An 18,284-nucleotide genomic window follows, 5' to 3' on the forward strand; every position below is an offset into this window, starting at 1 on the left:
GAACGGCGACCCAGCTCGGGCCGTCACCCGGGCTGGGCCATTCCTCACGGAACGGCACCATCATAAGCGATCGCGCTAATACAAGGGTGGGTTAGCGAAGCGTAACCCACCGCTTTCGTGGCCGCGTCTACAGACGAGGTGGGTTACGCCTTCGCTAACCCACCCTACGATTCTCGCGAGGACGGGAACAGCTATCCCCCCAGCGCGCCCTGTGTGTTCACATACAGCGCGTAGATCGACTGGCTCGCCGCCATGAACAGGCGGTTGCGCTTCAGCCCGCCGAAGCAGAGGTTGGCGCAGCGTTCGGGCAGGGCGATGCGGCCGATCATGACGCCGTCGGGCGCAAACACCACGACGCCGTCGAGCTCGGGATCGCCCATGCCCCAGCCGCACCAGAGATTGCCGTCGATGTCGCAGCGCATGCCGTCCGGCGTGCCTGGCCCCGCATCGATGAAGACGCGCTTGTTGGAAATCGTGGTGCCGTCGGGCGACACGTCATAGGCGAGGATCTTGCGGTTCGGTTGCCCGCGCGATTCCACGACGTAGAGAATCTTCTCGTCCGGCGAGAAGCACAGCCCGTTCGGGCCGAGCACGCCCTCGGCGACGATGGTCGCCTTGCCGGTCGTCGGATCGAGCCGGTAGACGTTCGGGTCGATCTCCGACTCCGCCTTGTAGCCCTCGTAATTGCCGAGCAGCCCGAACACGGGATCGGTGAACCAGATCGCGCCGTCTGACTTCACGACGATGTCGTTCGGCGAGTTCAACCGCTTGCCGTTGAAGGAGTCCATCAGCACCGTGATCGCGCCGTCATATTCGGTGCGCACCACCCGGCGGCCGCCATGCTCGCAGGTGAGCAGCCGGCCCTGGCGATCCCTCGTGTTGCCGTTGGCGAAATTGGAGGGCTTTCGGAAAACGGAAACCGCGCCGGTCTCCTCCTCCCATTTGATGATCCGCTGGTTGGGGATGTCGCTGCACAGGAGATACCGGCCGTCGCCGAACCACACCGGCCCTTCGGCCCAGCGCAGGCCGGTCGTGAGCCGTTCCACAGCCGAGAGCTTCAGCCAGTATTTCTCAAACCTTGGGTCTAGTGCACTTATCGCCGGATCGGGGTAATAGGTCGCCGGCCGCCAGCCTTGCGAGTATCCTTGGGCAGAGGATCCTTGGGAATGTGACGATGCATCGGACATGTGCAGTTCTCGTTGTTGCGTCCCCTCTGGCCAAGTCTGCTATCATCAGTGCCCTACGACCGCAAACCGGTCGCTACCAACGAGGGAAGAAATGCCGCGTATTTTGATGACGGGAGCTTCGGGCGGAATCGGCAGCGCGATGCGCAAATTGCTGCCGCCGATCTATCCGGATCTCCTGCTCTCCGACATCAAGCCGCCCGCCGATCTCGGCGCCAACGAGACGTTCAAGGCGGCGGATCTGTCCGATCTCGCGCAATGCGAGGCGATCTGCGAGGGCGTCGACGGCATCCTGCATTTCGGCGGCTATTCCGTCGAAGGCCCTTGGAACGATATTCTCCAGGCCAATATCATCGGCGGCTACAATCTGTTCGAGGCGGCGCGCAAGAAGGGCGTCAAGCGCGTGGTGTTCGCCTCGTCCAACCACGCGGTCGGCTTCTATCCGCGCCACCACAAGATCGGCACCGACGTAACCCCGCGCCCCGACGGCCGCTACGGCGTCAGCAAGGTGTTTGGCGAGGCGGTCGGCGCACTCTATGCCGACAAGCACGGGCTGAAGGTGACATGCCTGCGCATAGGCAATTTCGGCGACATGCCGCTCGACCAGCGCCGGCTCTCGATCTGGCTGAAGCCCGACGACCTCGTGCAGCTCTGCCGCATCGGGCTCGAACATCCCGACATCCATTTCGAGGTCTTCTACGGCGCCTCCCTGAACGAGCGCGCCTGGTGGGACAACAGTCGCGCCTACGCGTTCGGCTATCGCCCCACCGGCCGCGCCGAAGATTTCCGCGAGCACGCCATGGCCGAGCAGGCCAAGCTGATGCCGGATCCGGTCGGCGACCATTTCCAGGGCGGCGCGTTCTGCAGCAACGAATTCGATGGCGACGCGAGCCGCATCATCGACTGGAACAAGCGGTAGGGCGTAAGTCCGGGCTACGTTGTGGATATTCCATCAGACGTGCGATCACTCTTTATCGCGGCCGGCTGGCATGCCGGCCGCCGCACCGGCGTAGATGCAAGGGTGCCGCTACGCCACCCGGCGCGCGTTATATTGGAAGAGTTGGGCGGCCTTCATGTTGGTCAGTGCGGGGCTGGCATTGAGTGTGCCGCTTCCGATCTTGAGTTTCGCTCTTGCGAGGTAGACGACGACGTTATTTCGGTTTGGAGCCAATTGCTCAGAAGCAAGCTTGTCGCTGTCGCAGAAGTGCACCATCGTCACGGCTGGTTGCTTGTTGATGAGACCGGTCGATGCTTCGGTGCAAGCCAGATAAACGACTCCTTCTACTACGAAGGCGGCAATTCCGGAGAGGCCATTGAGCGGCTACTGCTCGGGCGAAGGGCGCGACCCATGCTTCGGCCCGATGAGGATGAGGTCGTTCTTTACGGTGAAACGTTCTCCCGTGGACATCCGTCGGTCTTTGCTTACGATTCCTGACGTCCGGTTGGTGCGTTGGCAAACGCCTTTCGAACGGCAGGGAGTCTGTCCGCCAATCCTATGTTTTCGGCGGCCCGCTCCAGATCGCGCCAAAACCCGCTGCGAGCGGAAAGAAGATGACCGAGTTCCTCCAAAACGTCGAAGGCTAACCCAAGTTCGTTGTGCTTCAGGAATTCCTGGTATTGGGCTAACAGCGCTGACCGCTGTTCGTGCGGCACTTCGGGCAAGGCATGTCGCGCGCGTTCGAGCAGCGTTTCGGTTACCTTCCAGCGCTTGATAAGCTCGGGGTCTGGCATCACACCATTTCATCAGTTTTGCGGGCTCGTTGCCACATCGCGATCGTTTTTGCTGACCAACTAGCCTACCGCTCAGCGTCCCCCGCAATCCGCGCCAGATAATCCGACTTGCTGAACTGCATATGGTCCACACACAGCTGCGCCAGCGCCCAGCTGTCGCGGCCCTTCAAGAGCTCGATCATCAGCTCATGCTGCCGCCGCGACTGCGCCAGCCCGTCGCGGTCGGCGAGGTTCTTCGCGCGCATCGGCAGTGTCAGGTTCATATAGTCCTGGAGCGAGCGCACCAGATAGGGATTGCCGCAGGCGGAGAACAGCGCGAGGTGGAAGGCGTCGTTGGTCTCATGAATGCCGCGCAGGTCCCGCACCTCGGCCTTCGCGCAATAGTCCCGTTGCAGCGCGGTCAGCTCGTCAATCAGGGCCTGCGGCGCGGGCAGGGGGATCATCAGCGCGGCCTGCCGGGTCAGCATCTCCCTGACCTCGTAGATCTGCCGGACCTCCTCGGCCGAATAGAACCGCACGGTGGCGCCGACATTCTTCTCGCGGCGAACGATGCCGCGCCGCTCGGCATCCACCAGCGCCTGTCGCACGAAGTGCCGCGAGGTGCCATAGCGCGACATCAGCGCGTCCTCGGTCAGGCGCGCCGCTGGCGGGAAGCGGCCGAAGATGATGTCCTCCTCGAGCCGCGCGACCACGTCGTCCGGGTCCTCACGCCGAACTGCCGCCGGGCTCGCGCTCAAAGTCTCCGTCATCCCCTTGGCCTCCCGGGCCGGGCCCGTGGTTCGGTCGCTCCTGTGGAGCAGGGAGGGGCTGGATTGTCAATAATATGCCGCATGCGGCAGTGCTGGGATCGGAAAAAGCTTTAATGGTGGCCTCCGTTATTGACAATCAGGGGGTAGCCTGTACGACAATGGCGAGGCGGATGGAGTGGCATCATGACGAGCGGCTTGCGCAAAGGGCTGACGAGCTATGGCGATGCCGGCTTCTCGCTGTTCCTGCGCAAGGCCTTCATCAAGGCCATGGGCTATTCCGACGACGCGCTCGAGCGCCCGATCGTCGGCATCACCAACACTTACAGTGATTACAATCCCTGTCATGGCAACGTGCCGCAGATCATCGAGGCGGCCAAGCGTGGCGTGATGCTGTCGGGCGCGATGCCGTTCGTGTTCCCGACCATCTCGATCGCCGAGAGCTTTGCCCATCCGACCTCGATGTATCTGCGCAACCTGATGGCGATGGACACCGAGGAGATGATCCGGGCGCAGCCGATGGATTCGGTGATCGTGATCGGCGGCTGCGACAAGACTCTTCCCGCGCAGGTGATGGCGGCGATCAGCGCCGATCTGCCGACCGTGGTCATTCCTGTCGGTCCCATGGTGGTCGGCCATCACAAGGGCGAGGTGCTGGGCGCCTGCACCGACTGCCGCCGGCTGTGGGCAAAGTATCGCGCCGGCGACATCGACGACGCCGAGATCGAGGCGGTCAACGGCCGGCTCGCGCCGTCGGTCGGCACCTGCATGGTGATGGGCACGGCCTCGACCATGGCCTGCATGATCGAGGCGATGGGGCTTTCGCTGCCGATGAGCGCAACGATCCCGGCGCCGCACGCCGAGCGCTTCCGACTGGCGGAGGCGAGCGGCAAGGTCGCCGCCGAGATGGCGAAGACGAAGGGGCCGAAGCCGAGCGAATTGCTGACGCAGGCCTCCTTCAAAAATGCGCAGGTCGTGCTTCAGGCGATCGGCGGCTCGACCAACGGCCTGATCCATCTGACCGCGATGGCGCATCGCTCGCCGCACCGGCTCGATCTCGATGCCTTCGACAAGCTCGGCCGCGAAGTGCCGGTGCTGGTCGACCTCAAACCGTCCGGCGAGCACTATATGGAGCATTTCCATCACGCCGGCGGCGTGCCGAAGCTGCTGGCGCAGCTCGGCGATCTCATCGATCTCGACGCCAAGACGATTTCTGGACAGACGCTCCGCGACGTCGTCGCCAGTGCGGAAGCGGTGCCCGGCCAGGACGCCATTCGTCCGCGCGATAATCCGATCAAGCCGGAAGGCGGGCTTGCCGTCCTGCACGGCAATCTCGCGCCACGCGGTGCGGTCATCAAGCAATCGGCCGCAAGCCCCAAACTGTTGCAGCACACCGGGCGCGCCGTGGTGTTCGAATCCGTCGAGGACATGACCTTGCGGGTCGACGATCCCGATCTCGACGTCACTGCGGATGACGTGTTGGTGCTGCGCAATGCGGGTCCGAAGGGCGCGCCCGGAATGCCCGAGGCGGGTTACTTGCCGATCCCGAAGAAGCTCGCGCGTGGCGGCACCAAGGACATGGTGCGCATCTCGGACGCGCGCATGAGCGGCACGGCGTTCGGTACCATCGTCCTCCATATCACGCCGGAATCCGCGGTCGGTGGTCCCTTGGCGCTGGTGAAGAACGGCGACATGATCCGGCTGGACGTTGCCAAGCGCAGCATCGAGCTTCTGGTTGATGATGCGGAGTTGGCGCGGCGGCGCACGGCCTTGAAGCTTCCGGCGACGTCGGACGAAGCCAGGCGTGGCTATGCCTGGCTGTTCAACGAGACCATCTTGCAGGCCGACGAGGGCTGCGACTTCGATTTCATGCAGAGGACCGGACCAAAGACCGAGCAAAGCACTGAAAAAGGGTGAGCGACCACCCGCAAAACTGTTCAGCCGCAAAAGCGGCGAACCATAAAACAGGGGGAGACGATGATTGCACGATCCATGCTTGGGCTGGCGGCAACGGCCGCGATCCTGTTCGTCACGGGCGCGTCGGCACAGGAGGTGAAGCACTATCGCTTCGCCTATGACCAGCCGCGCAACACCGGCTATTCGATCGCTGGGGACCTCTTTGCCGACAAGCTCAAGGAATTGAGCAAGGGTACCATGATCATCGATCAGTATCCCGGTGCGCAGCTCGGCCAGGAGCCGCAGGTGCTCCAGCTCGTGAAGGCGGGCGACATCGAATTCGCTATCATCTCCTCCGCCAACACCGCGACCATCTCGCCGCAGGCCGGCGTGATGTCGTTGCACTTCCTGTTCCGCGACGAAAATCACGTGATCAAGGGATTGGCCGATCCAAAAGTGTTCGATGCACTCAAGACCATGATCGACGAGACCACGCAGGGTCTGCATTTGATTGCGACGGGATCGCAGGGCGTGCGCCACATGTATTCCAAGAGGGAGATCCACAACGTCGGCGACATCAAGGGGCTGAAGGTCCGCGTGCAGGCGACTGCGACAGAGGACACCATGTTCCCGGCCTATGGCGCCCAGACGGTGCACATGCCGTTCGGCAGCGTCTACACCTCGCTCCAGACCGGCGTTGTCGACGTCGCCGAGAACAGCATCAACGTCTATCTCGTCAACAAGCACTACGAGGTGGCGCCGGTCCTCAACATCACCGAGCACGAGGCCAACAACGCGCTGGTGTTCGTCTCCGACAAGCTCTGGCAGAGCCTGTCGGCCGAGCAGAAGCAGTGGGTGCTGACGGCGGCGAACGAGATCAGCTCGAAGGAGCCGCAGAAGGCGTTCGAGCTGGAGCGCAGCGCAGCCGCGAAGCTGAAGAAGATGGGCGTCAAGATCGTCGACAACGTCGACAAGAAGAGCTTTACGACGATCGCCGATCCCTATCTCGACAAGCTCGCCAAGGATCTTGGCCCGCATGCCGAGAAGATCAAGAACCTGATCCGGTCGATCAATTAAGGCGGCGCAGACTGCCATCTCTCCGCGTCGTCCCGGCGAAGGCCGGGACCCATAGTCACAGGATTGAGTTTGGCGAAGACTCGGAGTCGCCAGCTCGCGCAACAACTCCCTTTCGGGGTTATGGGTCCCGGCCTTCGCCGGGACGACGGAGAGGTCAATGGCCATCGCCGACAAGCTCGTCCTGACGCGGCAGCGTCACCTGAAATGGGGCGCGCTCGACTGGCTCGAGCTTGCGCTGATGATGCTTTGCGGCGTGCTCTGCTTCGGCTTCTCGCTGTCGGTGACCGCCGACATCGTCACCCGCACCATCGGTCATCCCTGGCTGTGGCTCCAGGAGGTCACCTCGACGCTGTTCATCTACGCGATCTTCATCGGCACGGCGGTCGCGACCCGGCGCAACGATCATCTCTATCTGACCGCGATCTCGGAGGCGATGCAGGGCACGCCGCGACTGATCGTCGAGATCGTCATCCGCATCGTCGTGCTCGGCGTCGCCGCCTGCCTGATCTGGTATGGCTATCTCAACTATCTCCGCGGCTTCGGCAGCTTTCGCCTGCCGTCGGGCACGCCGATCGCCTCGCTTTATGCCATCATTCCGGTATCGGGCGTCCTGATCGGCCTGTTCACCATCGAGCAGCTTGTCAACGGCATGCGCAACGGTTTTGATCATCCCGAACCGCTGGACGAGAGCGCCGCGCCGATTCCCGATGCCAATACGCAGACGAGGGTGCAGCCGTGAGCGCACCGGTCGTCCTGGCGTTGATGTCGTTCTGCTTCCTGTTCTTCGGCTATCTCGGCGTGCCCGTGCCGTTCTCGCTGATGGCCGGCGTCTTCATCGGCGCGATCCTGTCCGACGTCTCGCTCGCTGCCATCATCCAGAAGATCTTCGACGGCATGGATTCCGAGGCATTGCTGGCGATCCCGTTCTTTCTGCTGGTCGGCGAGCTCATGAGCTCGGCGAACGTGGTCGTAAGAATCGCGAACCTCTCGGTATCGCTGGTCGGCCATATCAGGGGCGGGCTGTCGCAGGTCGTGGTCGTCTTCAGCATGTTCTTCTCGGAAATGTCGGGCTCGACCACGGCCGACGTCGCCGTGATGAGCCGCGCGCTCGGTGGGCCGATGAAGCGCGAGGGCTACGAGCCCGCGTTCATCGCCGCGATCATTGCGTCGGCCTCGACGATTGCGGCGCTGGTGCCGCCGAGCATCACTGCCGTGGTCTATGGCGCCGTCGGCAACGTCTCGATTGCCGGCCTGTTCATGGCGGGCGTGGTGCCGGGCCTGATGATCGGCTTCGGCCTGATGATCTACTGCTACTTCTTCGGCCCCTCGGGCCTGCGCAAGCCACGCGCGCCGCTGCGGCAGGTGGTGTTCGCCGCAGGCGACGCGGCCTTGCCGCTGATGATCCCGGTGATCCTGCTCGGCGGCATCTTGACCGGATGGTTCACGCCGACGGAAGCCGGCGTCGTCGCCGTGGCCTGGATCATCCTGGTCGTGATCCCCGCACTGAACCGCGGCCACTTCAGGAAGATTCCGTACGACTTCTGCCTCGCCGGGCTGATCTTCTCACTGCCGCTGATCACGATCGGCGCCGCCAATGCCTTCGGCTGGATGCTCGCCTATTTGCGCGGCGCGAACTACATCGCGGAATGGATCACCTCCATCGCCGGCAATGATCCGCACCTGATCATGCTCTTGATGGTGCTGCTCTTCACCGTGGTCGGTGACTTCATCGAACCGGTGCCTACCATCATCATCTTCATGCCACTGGTCAACGCGCTGACGGAAGCAGGCGACATCAACGGTGTGCATATGGGCGTGGTGCTGATCGCAACGCTCGCCTTCGGCCTGATCACGCCGCCCTATGGCCTCGTGCTGCTGATGGCCTCGAAATTCGTCGGCATCAGCTTTGCCAAGGCGCTGCGCGCGGCATTGCCGATCTACGTCGTGTTCTTCGCCACGATCGCCTTTGCGATCTATTTCCCGAGCGTGGTGCTGTGGCTGCCGCGGCACGTGCTTCCCGAGTCGGTCGGCTGCTTCAAGTCGCCGGCGGGCACGGGCTACATCTGCCCTCAGTAGCGAACCTCCTCGACGTGCCATCCCTCCCGTAAGGGCACGTAGCAAAAGGGCGTGCCGTGGCGGTTCTGGAAGAAGCTGCCGCACAGCGACCGCGCAAGCGCCTGCATCACGGCATCATGGCAGACGAACAGGATGTGCTCGTCGGGGTGCCGCTCCAGCCACCCCGACACGCAAGCCAGCGACCGTTCGGTGACGACGTCCCAGGCTTCGCCATCGGCCGGCAGAATGGAGGTGAGGCCTTCTGCCGATCTGACGCCGTGCTTCTCCATGGTGGCGCGGACCGAAAGTCCCTCGAAGCTGCCGAAATCGCATTCGATGATGCCGTTGTCGATCGTCAGCGGTGCCGAGATCGCGGCAGCGATGATCTCGGCCGTTTTCGCCGCGCGCACCAGCGGGCTGGTCACGATGCGACTGATGCCGACGCTGCGCAGCATCTCTGCCGCCGCATGGGCCTGCGTGATGCCATCCGCATTCAGCGGATTGTCGGTCCGTCCCTGGAAACGCCCCTCGCGATTCCAGTCGGTCGCGCCATGACGGAGGCCGTAGAACGCGCGTGATGGGGACAGCACGTTCATTTCGACTTGCTGGTAAATTTCTTCACGGCGACGCGAAAATCCTCCGTGTGCATGGCCATGATGATCTTGTGCTCCTCGGCATCGAGCTGCTGCCTCACCGGCGTCGTCGCGGCCTGATAGATCAGCGACTTCGTTCCTGCGATTGCGGCGGGCGGATTTTGCGCGAGGCGCTCTGCGAGCTGCCGTGTGGCGGCCTTCAATTCGGTCGCCGGAACGATCTTGGCGACGAGGCCCCACTCATGGGCCTGCTGCGCGGTAAAGCTGTCTTCCGCGAGGAAGATCTGCAGCGCGCGCCGTGTACCGACGGTTCCGACGATCCCGACCGTGCTGCCGCCGTCCGGCGACACGCCGATCTTGGCGTAGGCCGGCGTGAAGCGGGCGTCTTCCGCGGCGATGCAGAGGTCGGTGACGAAGGCGAGCCCCATGCCGGCGCCGGCGGCCGAGCCGTGCACGCTCGAGAGCGAGAGTTTTGGCATGCGCCTGAGCGTCTCAATGAAGGCATGATAATGCTTCAAAAGCTCGCCCACGACCGGCGTCACCGTGTTGGCTTCGGCCGCGGCACCGATGGTCTGCAAATCGCCGCCGGCGCAAAAGGCGCGGCCTTCGCCTTCGATGACGACGACCCGGATGGCGTCGGAGGCCTCGATCTCAGCGGCGAGCTGCTCGAGCCTCTGCGCGATCGCGAGATTGATCGAGTTGAACGCGGCGGGGCGGTTGAGCGTGATGGTGGCGACGGGGCCGTCGATGCGCAGCAGGGCGGCGTCGTCGGAATGGGAGGCGGTGGATTCGGACATGGCAAAATCCCCGGCAAGAGGTCTTTGGCGCAACTAAATCGCAGAAGGCGAGGGGAGACAATCCCTTCCGCCGGATGCTGCCAGTCGCTCTTGCGTTACCGGGAACGATAGGGTCAAATGGCGGTGCCATCGTTTAGGGACGGACACGAGCGCCGGCTCCTCGACCGACAAGGCCAGCAAGCCAAAATCAGTGAGAGAGAGGAGACGACATGGGTAACGCTCGTGTCCAGAAAGTTGGGCTGTTCCGATGACGGACGGTTCGGTGATCATCGTCGGTGCGGGCCATGGTGGCTACCAGGTCGCTGCCTCCCTGCGTCAATCCGGCTTTGCCGGTCGGGTCTGCCTGATCAATGACGAGGCGCATCTGCCCTATCAGCGGCCGCCTTTGTCCAAGGCCTATATCAAGGGCTCGGCTGGCCCCGAAAGCCTGATGTTCCGGCCGGAGAAATTCTATGCCGACCAGAAGATCGAGCTGATCGCGGGCCGTGCGACCTCGATCGACCGCGCCGCGCGCAAGCTTCATCTCGCGTCCGGCGATACGCTCGATTACGGCCATCTCGTGCTGGCGACCGGTGCGCGCAACCGACTGCTGGATCTGCCCAACGCCAATCTGCCCGACGTGAAATACCTGCGCATCCTCGATGAGAGCGAGGCTCTGCGAAAGATCATCCCGTCGAAGACACGGGTCGTGGTGATCGGCGCGGGCTTTATCGGCCTCGAATTCGCGTCCACCGCGCGGATCAAGGGCCTGGAGGTCGACGTGCTCGAGCTCGCGCCGCGCGTGATGGCGCGGGCGGTGACGGCGGAGGTCTCGGAGTATTTTCAGGCGCGCCATCGCGAGGCCGGCATCCGCATTCATCTCGGCGTGCAGGCGACAAGCATCGAGGCCGAGGGCGGCAAGGTCACCGGCGTCAGCCTGAGCGACGGCCGTCATCTGCCGGCGGATCTCGTCGTGGTCGGCGTCGGCGTCCTGCCGAATATCGAGCTTGCGGCAGAGGCGGGCCTCGCAGTCGCCTCCGGTATCATCGTCGACGAGTATCTTTTGACAGCCGATCCGAACATCACGGCGGTCGGCGATTGCGCGCTGTTCGCAAGCCCGCGCTTCGGCGGCTCGCTGCGGCTGGAGTCCGTGCAGAACGCCACCGACCACGCCCGCTGCGTGGCGGCGCGGCTGACCGGCGACAAGAAGGTCTATGACGGTCAGCCCTGGTTCTGGAGCGATCAGGGCGACGACAAGCTCCAGATTGCGGGGCTCACGACGGGCTACGACCACGTCGTGCTGCGTGGCGATCCCGCGAAGAAGGCGTTCTCCGCCTTCTGCTACAAGGGCGACAAGCTGCTCGGCATCGAGTCCATCAACCGCGCCGGTGATCACATGTTCGGCCGCCGCCTGCTCGGCATGGGTCGCTCGCTCGCGCCCGACAAGGCCGCGGATGAAGGCTTCGACCTGAAGAGCGCGCTGGCTTGATCAGCCTCAGTTGAGGACGGCGGAAACTTCTTCCGCCGTCGGCATCGAAGGGCCGGCGCCCATGCGCTGCACTGAGATCGAGGCGGCGGCGTTGGCAAAGTCGAGCGCCTCGCGCAAGGCTGCGCTGTCCGCGAGTTGCGCGGCAAGCGCGCCGACGAAGCAATCGCCAGCGCCTGTTGTGTCGACCGCCTTCACCACGCGGCCCGGCACCACAATTTCCTCGCGACCGGCGAGCGCGACAACGCCGCGCTTGCCGAGCGTGACGCAGATGGTCTGGTCCGGGCTCGCCTGAAGCCTGCGCGCCACGTCGATGATCCGCGTGACCTCGTCGCCATCGGACAGCTCTGTTCCCGCGAGCAGGCCGAGCTCGGTCTCGTTCAGCACGAGGATGTCGACCAGTTCGAGCAGGTCGCGGCCGAATTTCTGCGCCGGTGCCGGGTTGAGCAGCGTCCTCGCCTGCGCCGCGCGGGCGCGCCGGAAGAAGGCGGCGATGGTGGCTAGGGGAATCTCGAACTGGCTGACGGCGACGTCGCCCTTTACCAGCGGCACGATTCCCACATCCTCGGCACTGACCAGCCCATTGCTGCCGGGAATCACGACGATGGTGTTGTCGGCTTCCGCGACCGTGATGATTGCGGTGCCGGTGTGCGCCTCCGCTGTCTCCTTGATATAGCCGAGATCGATGCCTTGGCCTTCGAGGAATGCCTTCAGCTCCGTGCCGAAGGAGTCCTTGCCGAGGCGGCCGATCAGCGTGGTCCGCGCGCCGAGCCTCGAGGCCGCGACTGCCTGGTTGGCACCTTTGCCGCCGGGGAAATACAGCACCTGCTTGCCGGCGACGGTTTCGCCGACCCTGGGATGGCGATCGGCGGTCGCCACCACATCCATGTTGATGCTGCCGGCGACGAAGACGCGCCCCATGTGAACCCCCCTAGAGCATGATCCGGAAAAGTGTGCAGCGGTTTTCCGAAGAGATCATGCTCGAATAAAAGTCCTAAACCCTGACCTCGAATTCCTGCCTGACTTTGGCGATGTCGACAAGGGTCGGCAGACCGGCCTCGTTGCCGAGGCGCTGGATCTTGTAGGTCGAGGCGGCGCGGGCGAAGTCGAAATGCTCGCGCCAGGTTTTGCCGGGGTGGGCGAGGTAGGAATAGATGTAGGCGCCGTGGAACACGTCGCCGGCGCCGTTGGTGTCGAGCACGCGCTCGCGCGGAATCGGCATTGCCGGCATGATGTCGACCGCCCCGGTTTCGTTGTACCAGAGCAGGCCCTTCTCGCCCATGGTGACGCCGCCGATCTTGCAACCGCGGCCCTTGAGATAATCGAGCATCTTGTCCGGCGTCAGATCCATCTGCTCGCACAGTCGCTCCGCGACGATCGCAACATCGATGAACTCCAGGAGCTCATGCGTGTTGGTGCGCAGGCCGCCGCCGTCGAGCGAGGTCAAGATGCCGGCCTCGCGGCAGACCTTTGCGTAGTGGATCGCGGCGTCCGGCTGGTGGCCGTCGATATGCAGCGCGCGGCAGCTGCCGAGATTGAGGATCGGGAAGGGATGGATGTGGGAGTCGTCGCGGCAGCGGACGATCGCGCGCTTGCCGTCCTTGGGCATGATGAAGGACAGCGAGGACTGGTTGACCTTCCTTCCGTGCAGCGAGATCGCATATTTGGCGCACATGTCCTGGAACATGCGGCCGAGCCAGTCGTTCGCGACGGTCGCGATCAGGTCGGGCACGACTCCCAGCTTGGCGCAGCAGAAAGCTGCGGTCACCGCATTGCCGCCGAAAGAGACCGCGTAGGCGTCCGCCACGTGCTTTTCGTCGCCGGTCGGCATGTGGTCGGTAATGAAGGTGACGTCGATATAGGTCTGTCCGATAAAGAGAGCCTGCATTGGTTGTCCGTGATGCGCTGGGTGGTCCCGGCCGGCGCCATTACATTAGCACCGCTTCCGCGGATGGAACGCGGAAATTATTCGCAAAGACGCCGCCCTGAGCGCTTGAGGTGAGCATAGGGCCGGAATACGACCATCACCGGGCAATGCCAAGCCCGGACAAACGCCGTATTTCAACCCGTGGTTCCGGGTCGGTCAAATAGGGGGGAGTATATGATCACCGGCCTCGATCACGTGGTCGCCCTGGTCAGCGATATCGCCGCCGCCCGGGCCGCCTATCAGACCCTGCTGGCACGGGCGCCGGCCTGGCAGAACTCGGGCGAGGGCGCCGATCGCGTGCTGTTCACCCTCGACAACATGACGCTGGAATTGATGGCGCCGAGCGGCCTCAGCGTCACCGCTGACCGGATGCGTGCGTTGCTGGATGACCATGAGGGCGTACTCGCAAGCCTGTGCTTCCGCGTCGCGGATATCGGCAAAATGCACCGGCGGCTCGACCGGGTGGCGCTGAGGCCGGAGCCGGTCGCGGAGGTCGAGAGCCGCGACGCCGAGAGCGGCGCGGTGCTGCACTGGAAGCGCACCCGCACGGCCACCGAGCTCACGCGCGGCGTGCGCATGTTCTTCCTCGAGCTCGCCGAGCAGCGCCCGATCTCGGCGGCGACCGACGCCGGCCCGATCGAAGGGCTCGACCACGTCGTGGTCGCGACCGAGGATTCCGAGCGGGCCGCGGCGCTCTATGGCGCTCGGCTAGGGCTCGACTTGGCGCTTGACCGCTCGCATCACGACTGGGGCCAGCTGATGTTCTTCCGCTGCGGCGATCTCATCGTCGAAGTGGTGCGCCGGCCGGTCGCGGGCGGTGATCTCAGCCATGACCGGCTCTGGGGCCTGAGCTGGCGTGTCGCCGACATCGAGGCGACCCGCGCCCGCCTGATCGCCGCGGGCGTCGACGTCAGCGATATCCGCAACGGCCGAAAACCGGGCACGCGGGTGATGACGGTGCGCAGCGGCACCTGCGGCATCCAGACGATCCTGCTCGAGCGCGCACCGAAGGCGGGACCGGGTGGCTCCTCGCAATGACGGCGCGCGCGTGATACATGCAATCGGGACAAGCATTGACGGGCAACCGGTTTGGCGAAGGCAAAACGAACTCTCAAGTGGCAGCGCGACCCGGAAGGGATGCGGCTTCGCATCCTCGAGGCGGCGAAGCAGGAGTTTGCGGCCCATGGTCTTGCCGGTGCCCGCGTCGACCGCATCGCGGCCAAGGCCGACGCCAACAAGCGCATGCTCTACTACCACGTCGGCAACAAGGACGATCTCTATCTCGCGGTGCTCGAGGGCGCTTACGACAAGATCCGCAGCGAGGAGCGGGGGCTCGACCTCGAACATCTCGATCCGCCCGAAGCGATCAGGCGGCTCATCGAGTTCACCTGGAACTATTTTCTGCGCAACCCTGAATTCCTGTCGCTGCTCCAGACCGAGAATCTTGCGCGCGCAAGACATCTCAAGCGCTCGACCAAGGTCAAGTCGATGCACTCGCCCTTCGTCGAGATGATCGGTGCCGTGGTCCGCCGCGGTGTCGAGAGCGGCGACTTCCAGGTCGCGGTCGATCCGGTGCAGCTCTACATCTCGATCGCGGGCTTGAGCTTCTTCTACCTCTCCAATAGCGCCACGCTGAGCGTGATCTTCGGCCGCGACCTGCTCGCCAAGGACGCCAAGGACGAGCGCCTCGCGCATATGGTCGGTCTCGTGCTGGCGGCACTGACCGGGCGCTCGGCCGCGCTGTTCGAGATTGCCAAGGCGCCGAAGTCGCGCGCGGCAGTGGCGCAGACGGTTTAGCGCCTGCGGCTTCGCTGCTGCGTTTGATGCGATATCTCCCCCCATGGTCGTCCCGGAAGGCCGGGACCCATACCGCGTGATCTGTCTATTTCCTTCGCCAAATGTCTCCCTGTGGTTATGGGCCTTCGCCGGGACGACATCGAGGTTGTGGCGCGGTCATCGCTCTCTCAACGACGCCAAATTTTCCCGAACCGCCACAAAACGTCACAGGGAAAGCGCTGGACAGTATTTATCCAACGAGTTAATTTCTCCCGAGAACGAAAAAGAATACCGGGAGTGAGCCGTGGCTGAACCGAAGCCGCAGACTGCGCTGTCGAAGCTGCTGAACGCGGCCTGGGTGCGGCCGTTCCTGTTCCTGGTGTTCGTCGTCATTGCCTGGGACCTCGCGATCCGGCTGTTCAGGATCCCGGCCTATCAGATCCCGGCGCCGGCTGACGTCGTCGCGGTGCTGCGCACCGACTGGCCGGAACTGTTGCGGCAGTGCTGGCCGACGACTTATGCGACGGTCTGCGGCTTCCTGCTGTCCGCGCTGTTCGGCATTCCCGTGGCGATGCTGATCGCGGGCTCGAAGACGGTGGAGAGCTACGTCTATCCACTCCTGGTGTTCTCGCAGTCCGTGCCGAAGATTGCGATCGCGCCGCTGTTCGTGGTCTGGTTCGGCTTCGGCATCATTCCAAAAGTGATTTCCGCATTCCTGCTCGGGTTCTTTCCCGTGGTGGTCTCCGCCGTGCAGGGCTTCAAGTCGGTCGATCCTGACATGGTCGATCTCGCCCGCGCCATGCAGGGCAGCCGCTTCCAGGTGTTCCGCGCGGTGAACCTGCCGCATGCCTTGCCGGCGATCTTCTCCGGCCTGAAAGTCTCCGTGACGCTCGCCGTCGTCGGTGCCGTGGTCGGCGAGTTCGTCGGTTCCAATTCCGGCATCGGCTACGTCATGCAGCGCTCGATCGGAACGTTCGACCTGCCGACGATGTTCGCGGCGCTGGTGATCCTGGCACTGCTCGGCGTGGTGCTGTTCTGGATCGTCGACCGGATCGAGCGCCTCGTCATTCCCTGGCATGTCAGCCAGCGCGAGGACGTCATTTTCGCCTCGTGAACCAAGCAAACGAACGGCCAACAACGGCCGAAGCAACAACGACAAGGGAGTAGCGAATGAAGCGGTGGATAGGAGCTGTCTCGGCGGCGCTGATGGCGTTCGCGATCGTGCCGGCGCGGGCCGCCGACAAGGTCGTGCTGATGCTCAACTGGTACGTCTATGGCGAGCACGCGCCGTTCCATTACGGCAAGGCCAAGGGCATCTACGCGGCCGAAGGTATCGATCTCGAGATCCAGGAAGGCCGCGGCTCGGCGGCAACGACGCAGGCCGTTGCGGCCAAGACCGCCGACTTCGGCTATGTCGACGTGCCCACCATGATGCGCGCCGCGATCAAGGGTGCGCCCGTGATCGCGACCGGCGTGCTGCTCCAGACCAGCCCGATGTCGGCGATGGGTTTCATCGACAAGAACATCAGGAAGCCCGAGGATATCAAGGGCAAGACGGTGGCGATAACGCCCGCGGACTCGATGACGCAGATCTGGCCGCTGTTCCTGAAGAAGACAGGCCTGAAGGAAAGCGACTTCCAGACCGTTGCCGGCGACGGCCAGACCAAGCTCAACGCCGTCATCAACGGCCAGGCCGACCTCCTCCTCGGCTATGTCATGGACCAGTCGATGAAGATCAAGGATGCCACCGGCAAGGACGTCTTTCCGATCAAGTTTGCCGACTACGGCATCAACATGGTCTCCTCGGGCATCATCGCCAACCCGGACTACGTGAAAGCCAATGCCGATCTCGTCCGCCGCTTCATGTCGGCAACGACCAAGGCGGTGGAAGCCGCCGAGAAGGAGCCGAAGGCGGCCGCGCAGTCGATCCTCGACGCCAATCCGAAGGGTGGCAAGATCGACACGCTGACTCAGGGCTTTGAGCTGACCATTCCGCTCTACCGCACTGCCGAGACCAAGAACAAGCGCCCGTTCCAGGTTACCGACCAGAACATGACCGATACGGTCAACCTGCTGGTCGAATATGGCGGTCTCGACGCCAAGGCCAAGGAGAACCCGAAGGCGTTCTACACCAACGACTACCTGCCGAAGGGCGACTCGTGAAATCGGCGGCCAGACCAAGCGACGCCGTGCAGCCGGCCGCTCATCTGCGACTGGTGAGTGACCGGGCCGGCACGGGCACATCGGGCATCACACTGTCCGGCGTGTCCAAGACCTACAGATCGCGCGACGGTGATGTGCCGTCGCTGAAGCCGCTCGACTTCCATATCAGCGAGGGCGAATTCTTCGTCGTGGTCGGCCCGTCCGGTTGCGGCAAGTCCACGCTGCTCAAGTTGATCTCCGGGCTCCTGCCGCCGTCGAGCGGCGATATCCTGGTCGACGGCGAGACGGTGACGAGGCCGCACGGTAACGTCGGTATCGTCTTCCAGAACGCGCTGCTGCTGCCCTGGCGCAACATCCTCGCCAACGTGATGCTGCCGATCGACATGCAGCGGCTGCCGCGGGACAAATATCTCGTCCGCGCCAAGCAGCTGTTGAAGCTGGTCGGCCTCGAAGGGTTCGAGAAGAAGTTGCCCTGGCAGCTCTCCGGCGGCATGCAGCAGCGCGCCTCGATCTGTCGCGCGCTGGTGCACGATCCAAAGATCATGCTGATGGACGAGCCGTTCGGCGCGCTCGATGCCTTGACGCGCGAGCGCATGAATGTGGAGCTGATGCGGATCCAGCGCGAGACCGGCAAGACGGTGCTGCTGATCACGCATTCGATTCCCGAAGCCGTGTTCCTCGCCGACCGCGTGCTGGTCATGACCGAGCGGCCCGGCGCGATCGCGGCGATCTACGACGTGCCGCTGCCGCGCCCGCGCTCGCTCGACGTGATGGCCGATCCCGTCTTCACCGAGCTCGTGCAACGCATCCGCAAGCATTTCTTCACGCAAGGGACGTTGGACTGAAACCATGGGAGGCCCTGTGACCAGCCGCA

Annotated in this window: 19 protein-coding genes; 12 read left to right on the forward strand and 7 right to left on the reverse strand. The window is 63.8% G+C overall.

What is annotated here, in order from left to right:
- Positions 1–191: 191 nt before the first annotated feature.
- The gene (locus QQL28_RS16725; protein ID WP_284267148.1) at positions 192–1,187 is read right to left on the reverse strand and encodes an SMP-30/gluconolactonase/LRE family protein; all 996 of its coding nucleotides are present in this window, start codon (positions 1,185–1,187) and stop codon (positions 192–194) included.
- 91 nt (positions 1,188–1,278) lie between these two features.
- On the opposite strand from QQL28_RS16725, the gene QQL28_RS16730 reads away from it, so the two are divergent.
- Positions 1,279–2,103, forward strand: a complete 825-nt coding sequence (locus QQL28_RS16730) for an NAD-dependent epimerase/dehydratase family protein (RefSeq protein WP_284267149.1) — start codon at positions 1,279–1,281, stop codon at positions 2,101–2,103.
- A gap of 39 nt (positions 2,104–2,142) precedes the next feature.
- Positions 2,143–2,619 carry an SUKH-3 domain-containing protein gene (locus QQL28_RS46140; RefSeq protein WP_431309614.1) on the forward strand — a complete coding sequence of 159 codons (477 nt, stop codon included), beginning with the start codon at positions 2,143–2,145 and terminating at the stop codon, positions 2,617–2,619.
- Here the strand turns inward: QQL28_RS46140 and QQL28_RS16740 are convergent.
- Positions 2,607–2,915: a hypothetical protein gene (locus tag QQL28_RS16740; RefSeq protein ID WP_284267151.1), complete on the reverse strand. Its 309-nt coding sequence runs from the start codon at positions 2,913–2,915 to the stop codon at positions 2,607–2,609. The genes QQL28_RS46140 and QQL28_RS16740 overlap by 13 nt on opposite strands.
- A gap of 65 nt (positions 2,916–2,980) precedes the next feature.
- A complete protein-coding gene (locus QQL28_RS16745; protein ID WP_284267152.1) occupies positions 2,981–3,664 on the reverse strand; it encodes a GntR family transcriptional regulator in 684 nt (227 codons plus the stop codon).
- Between the two features lie 183 nt (positions 3,665–3,847).
- Between QQL28_RS16745 and QQL28_RS16750 the strand changes: the two genes are divergently transcribed.
- The 4 genes from QQL28_RS16750 (at position 3,848) to QQL28_RS16765 (ending at position 8,710) form a co-directional block, all read left to right on the forward strand.
- Complete coding sequence (locus tag QQL28_RS16750; protein ID WP_284267153.1) at positions 3,848–5,578, forward strand: IlvD/Edd family dehydratase; 1,731 nt, start codon at positions 3,848–3,850, stop codon at positions 5,576–5,578.
- Positions 5,579–5,638: 60 nt separating this feature from the next.
- On the forward strand, positions 5,639–6,634 hold the full coding sequence (locus QQL28_RS16755) for a TRAP transporter substrate-binding protein (RefSeq protein WP_284267154.1): 996 nt from the start codon (positions 5,639–5,641) through the stop codon (positions 6,632–6,634).
- Positions 6,635–6,791: 157 nt separating this feature from the next.
- Entirely contained in the window at positions 6,792–7,373 is a 582-nt protein-coding gene (locus QQL28_RS16760; RefSeq protein ID WP_284267155.1) for a TRAP transporter small permease, read from the forward strand.
- A complete protein-coding gene (locus QQL28_RS16765) occupies positions 7,370–8,710 on the forward strand; it encodes a TRAP transporter large permease (protein WP_284267156.1) in 1,341 nt (446 codons plus the stop codon). The genes QQL28_RS16760 and QQL28_RS16765 overlap by 4 nt, the downstream gene beginning before the upstream one ends.
- Here the strand turns inward: QQL28_RS16765 and QQL28_RS16770 are convergent.
- Together QQL28_RS16770 and QQL28_RS16775 are read right to left on the reverse strand one after the other, a co-directional pair.
- Positions 8,704–9,285, reverse strand: a complete 582-nt coding sequence (locus tag QQL28_RS16770) for a histidine phosphatase family protein (protein ID WP_284267157.1) — start codon at positions 9,283–9,285, stop codon at positions 8,704–8,706. The genes QQL28_RS16765 and QQL28_RS16770 overlap by 7 nt on opposite strands.
- Complete coding sequence (locus QQL28_RS16775; RefSeq protein WP_284267158.1) at positions 9,282–10,079, reverse strand: enoyl-CoA hydratase/isomerase family protein; 798 nt, start codon at positions 10,077–10,079, stop codon at positions 9,282–9,284. Before QQL28_RS16775 ends, QQL28_RS16770 begins: the two co-directional genes overlap by 4 nt.
- A gap of 247 nt (positions 10,080–10,326) precedes the next feature.
- On the opposite strand from QQL28_RS16775, the gene QQL28_RS16780 reads away from it, so the two are divergent.
- Positions 10,327–11,547, forward strand: coding sequence for an NAD(P)/FAD-dependent oxidoreductase (locus QQL28_RS16780; protein WP_284267159.1), 1,221 nt, complete (start codon positions 10,327–10,329; stop codon positions 11,545–11,547).
- A 6-nt stretch (positions 11,548–11,553) separates the two neighbouring features.
- Here the strand turns inward: QQL28_RS16780 and rbsK are convergent, their stop codons facing one another.
- Both rbsK and QQL28_RS16790 read right to left on the reverse strand, forming a co-directional pair.
- Complete coding sequence (gene rbsK / locus QQL28_RS16785) at positions 11,554–12,465, reverse strand: ribokinase (protein ID WP_284267160.1); 912 nt, start codon at positions 12,463–12,465, stop codon at positions 11,554–11,556.
- 73 nt (positions 12,466–12,538) lie between these two features.
- On the reverse strand, positions 12,539–13,432 hold the full coding sequence (locus QQL28_RS16790) for a sugar kinase (RefSeq protein ID WP_284267161.1): 894 nt from the start codon (positions 13,430–13,432) through the stop codon (positions 12,539–12,541).
- 213 nt (positions 13,433–13,645) lie between these two features.
- Here QQL28_RS16790 and QQL28_RS16795 point away from each other — a divergent pair, with 213 nt between their 5' ends.
- The 5 genes from QQL28_RS16795 (at position 13,646) to QQL28_RS16815 (ending at position 18,255) form a co-directional block, all read left to right on the forward strand.
- Entirely contained in the window at positions 13,646–14,509 is an 864-nt protein-coding gene (locus QQL28_RS16795) for a VOC family protein (protein ID WP_284267162.1), read from the forward strand.
- Between the two features lie 99 nt (positions 14,510–14,608).
- Positions 14,609–15,268 (forward strand): TetR/AcrR family transcriptional regulator, encoded by a 660-nt coding sequence (locus QQL28_RS16800; RefSeq protein WP_284267163.1) that lies wholly within the window; start codon positions 14,609–14,611, stop codon positions 15,266–15,268.
- A gap of 283 nt (positions 15,269–15,551) precedes the next feature.
- Positions 15,552–16,361 carry an ABC transporter permease gene (locus QQL28_RS16805; protein ID WP_284267164.1) on the forward strand — a complete coding sequence of 270 codons (810 nt, stop codon included), beginning with the start codon at positions 15,552–15,554 and terminating at the stop codon, positions 16,359–16,361.
- Positions 16,362–16,417: 56 nt separating this feature from the next.
- Positions 16,418–17,410 (forward strand): ABC transporter substrate-binding protein, encoded by a 993-nt coding sequence (locus tag QQL28_RS16810; RefSeq protein WP_284267165.1) that lies wholly within the window; start codon positions 16,418–16,420, stop codon positions 17,408–17,410.
- Positions 17,407–18,255: an ABC transporter ATP-binding protein gene (locus QQL28_RS16815; protein WP_284267166.1), complete on the forward strand. Its 849-nt coding sequence runs from the start codon at positions 17,407–17,409 to the stop codon at positions 18,253–18,255. The genes QQL28_RS16810 and QQL28_RS16815 overlap by 4 nt, the downstream gene beginning before the upstream one ends.
- Positions 18,256–18,284 lie beyond the last annotated feature (29 nt).

It is taken from the genome of Bradyrhizobium iriomotense, from assembly GCF_030160715.1.
GTDB lineage: Bacteria > Pseudomonadota > Alphaproteobacteria > Rhizobiales > Xanthobacteraceae > Bradyrhizobium > Bradyrhizobium iriomotense.

Excerpts from the sequence above, each read along its gene's own strand:
- QQL28_RS16795 (WP_284267162.1), top strand. The coding sequence starts at position 13,646 with ATGATCACCGGCCTCGATCACGTGGTCGCCCTGGTCAGCGATATCGCC.
- QQL28_RS16810 (WP_284267165.1), top strand. The coding sequence starts at position 16,418 with ATGAAGCGGTGGATAGGAGCTGTCTCGGCGGCGCTGATGGCGTTCGCG.
- QQL28_RS16800 (WP_284267163.1), top strand. The coding sequence starts at position 14,609 with ATGCGGCTTCGCATCCTCGAGGCGGCGAAGCAGGAGTTTGCGGCCCAT.
- QQL28_RS16740 (WP_284267151.1), bottom strand. The coding sequence starts at position 2,915 with ATGCCAGACCCCGAGCTTATCAAGCGCTGGAAGGTAACCGAAACGCTG.
- QQL28_RS16730 (WP_284267149.1), top strand. The coding sequence starts at position 1,279 with ATGCCGCGTATTTTGATGACGGGAGCTTCGGGCGGAATCGGCAGCGCG.
- QQL28_RS16780 (WP_284267159.1), top strand. The coding sequence starts at position 10,327 with ATGACGGACGGTTCGGTGATCATCGTCGGTGCGGGCCATGGTGGCTAC.
- QQL28_RS16755 (WP_284267154.1), top strand. The coding sequence starts at position 5,639 with ATGATTGCACGATCCATGCTTGGGCTGGCGGCAACGGCCGCGATCCTG.
- QQL28_RS16775 (WP_284267158.1), bottom strand. The coding sequence starts at position 10,079 with ATGTCCGAATCCACCGCCTCCCATTCCGACGACGCCGCCCTGCTGCGC.
- QQL28_RS16790 (WP_284267161.1), bottom strand. The coding sequence starts at position 13,432 with ATGCAGGCTCTCTTTATCGGACAGACCTATATCGACGTCACCTTCATT.
- QQL28_RS16750 (WP_284267153.1), top strand. The coding sequence starts at position 3,848 with ATGACGAGCGGCTTGCGCAAAGGGCTGACGAGCTATGGCGATGCCGGC.
- QQL28_RS16760 (WP_284267155.1), top strand. The coding sequence starts at position 6,792 with ATGGCCATCGCCGACAAGCTCGTCCTGACGCGGCAGCGTCACCTGAAA.
- QQL28_RS16725 (WP_284267148.1), bottom strand. The coding sequence starts at position 1,187 with ATGTCCGATGCATCGTCACATTCCCAAGGATCCTCTGCCCAAGGATAC.
- QQL28_RS16770 (WP_284267157.1), bottom strand. The coding sequence starts at position 9,285 with ATGAACGTGCTGTCCCCATCACGCGCGTTCTACGGCCTCCGTCATGGC.
- QQL28_RS16745 (WP_284267152.1), bottom strand. The coding sequence starts at position 3,664 with ATGACGGAGACTTTGAGCGCGAGCCCGGCGGCAGTTCGGCGTGAGGAC.
- rbsK (WP_284267160.1), bottom strand. The coding sequence starts at position 12,465 with ATGGGGCGCGTCTTCGTCGCCGGCAGCATCAACATGGATGTGGTGGCG.